3 protein-coding genes are annotated in these 2,360 nt (G+C 52.0%); all 3 read right to left on the reverse strand.

What is annotated here, in order from left to right:
• The coding region (locus Q0338_RS06735; protein WP_298086092.1) for a menaquinone biosynthesis decarboxylase at positions 1 to 1,783 on the reverse strand (1,783 nt) is incomplete at its 3' end.
• A gap of 72 nt (positions 1,784 to 1,855) precedes the next feature.
• Positions 1,856 to 2,101: an ester cyclase gene (locus Q0338_RS11070; RefSeq protein WP_366119754.1), complete on the reverse strand. Its 246-nt coding sequence runs from the start codon at positions 2,099 to 2,101 to the stop codon at positions 1,856 to 1,858.
• Positions 2,010 to 2,360 (reverse strand): ester cyclase (locus Q0338_RS06745; protein WP_298086093.1); only part of this gene is annotated, 351 nt, incomplete at its 5' end. The genes Q0338_RS06745 and Q0338_RS11070, both read right to left, overlap by 92 nt.

Here is a 2,360-nt window from a genome sequence, read left to right on the forward strand (position 1 = left end):
ATAGCTCGGGCTCGTCTTTTACTACGCCGCGCTTAACCAGATCCGCTACCACGTCTCGGTCGCAGTCGGTTTGCAGCGGCCAGCCGCGCGTATAGCCCTCGGCCTCGCCTTTTGCGGTGGCGTCGATACAGACCGCGCCCTCACGCACATATATATCGCGCAAGGCGTCAATGTTATTCGTCACGCGCCAAAGCAGCATATACTGGTTTTCCAGACGATTTTCGCAGCCGACGAAAACGAGTAGTTTAAAGTGCTCTTTAAATTTCAAAAGCTCATCAAAAACCTCTTTTACGAGGCGGTTTTTATCAAATTTGACGACGCAAATCGGAGTTTTGGTATTTGTTTTAAACTGCACGAGCTGCGTTAAATTCGGCTCTACTTCTTTAAATTTAGCCAGCAGCGCGGCGTCATCCAAAAGCACGGGCGCAGGCGTAGAAAAGTCCTGCGTCGCGTCGATCCCCAGCTTACCGCCAAAGCACGAGTTCGGGCTCGCGTGATCGAGCTGATCGCACACGCCCTCGCTGATTAGCAGGCTTTTATCGCCGAAACGGTTTAAAATATGCTCCGCAAGCGCGTCATAATCGCTCAAATTTGGCGCATCATCGCCGACGAAAACCGCGTGCTTGACGAAACTCATCTGCCCCACGCCCCAAAACGCGTGCATCGCCTGCTTTGCGTGCGCCGGATAAAGGGCGTTGATTTTAGCTAAAATCAGGTTGTGAAAGACGCCGTTTTCAGGCATGTTGTAGTCCAGCAGCTCCGGCACCGTCGTACGCAAAAGCGGCAAGAAAATGCGCTCGGTCGCCCAGCCCATGTACTTATCCTCAAGCGGCGGTTTGCCGACTACGGTCGCGTGAAACAGGGGCTCACGCTTGCTCGTGATCGCCGTGACCTCCATCACCGGAAACGGCTCCACCGGCGTATAAAAGCCCGTGTGATCGCCAAACGGCCCCTCAAGCTCAAATTTATCCGTATCCACAAAGCCCTCGATCACGTAGTCCGCGTCGTGCGGGACGTAAATTTCATTCGTCAGCGACTTTACGAGTTTGGCCGGCTCTTTGCGGATAAAGCCGTAAAGCAGCAGCTCAAACACGCCCTTTGGCAGCGGCGCCTGACCGCACCAGATATATAGCGGATCGCCCCCTATCGCCACGGAGACGGGCATCTTGCGGCCTGCGCGCTTGTATTCGTTAAAGAAATTCGCGCCGTCTTTGTGGATCTGCCAGTGCATGCCGAGGCGATTTTTACCATAAATTTGCAATCGGTACATGCCGACGTTTTGCAGTTCGCCGTCTAGGCTCTGCGTATAAACCTGCCCCATCGTGATAAAGGCGCCTCCGTCAAGCGGCCACGTCTTTAACGCTGGAAGTGAGAACAGGTCGACATCCTCACCCGTAAATTTGACCTGCTGGCACTCGCCCTCGCCTTTTAATCTTTTTGTAAAAATTTTTCTCATTTTAAACAAATACGCGGCAAAATTTAGCTTTTCGCCAAAGCTTTTAGGCTTTTTGGGTTTTAAAAGCCGCTCGATCTCGCTTGCGATCTCGTCAGGCTCGCGTCCGAAAATAAGCTCTAAAGCGCGCTTTGAGCCGTAGATGTTTGTTAGCACGGGGGCAAATTTGCGTCCGGTTTTTTTACAGACGGGATTTGTAAAAAGCAGCGCCTGCGAGTTTTCGCGCTTGACCTCGATGTAGCTCGCGTGCGCGATCTCTAGATCGATGTCCGCGGGCTCGTCAATGACGCGCAGCAGGCCGTTATCTTTTAGAAGCTTGATATAGTCCATATTTCGCCTTTTTGATTTTTGGGCGATTTTAGCCAAAAATAGCTGAAAAAGGCGAAGTAAAGCCTGAAATGGTTATTTATCGCACGCGCCGATAGCTCGCAAGATGGCGATCATACCCTCGGCCGCTACGTCGTTCGTGATCTTGCCGGCATCGTTAAAATAGTAAAAATTCATCACCCTAGCGCTAAATTTACGCCCAGTAGCTGCAATACCCGCAAAGTCATGCTCATGCGTACCAGTTGCAGAGCCAATATACCGCCACGCAGCGCTCGTCCGCCACCATGTCTTGCATCGCCCACTGCACGTCAGGGAAGCTATCTCGCATCATCTTTACTACCGCAAAGTACCCCTCTCCGCCGTAAAGCGGCTCTGGCGAAGCAGGCGTGAGAAATGGCGCTTTTGGATCCACCAGCTCTTTTAGAGCCGCCGCGTCTGCGCTGTTTATAGCTTTTTCAAAGCGCTTCATCGCGGCTTTGTTTTGCGATATTTTATCTGCGTTTTGGCTTGCGGCATTTAGCGCGCTAGGTAGCGCCGCAGCTCCCGAAACGGCGGCAAATTTTAAGAAATTTCGTCTTTT

This window comes from uncultured Campylobacter sp. (assembly GCF_938018145.1).
In the GTDB taxonomy this organism is placed as follows: Bacteria; Campylobacterota; Campylobacteria; order Campylobacterales; family Campylobacteraceae; genus Campylobacter_A.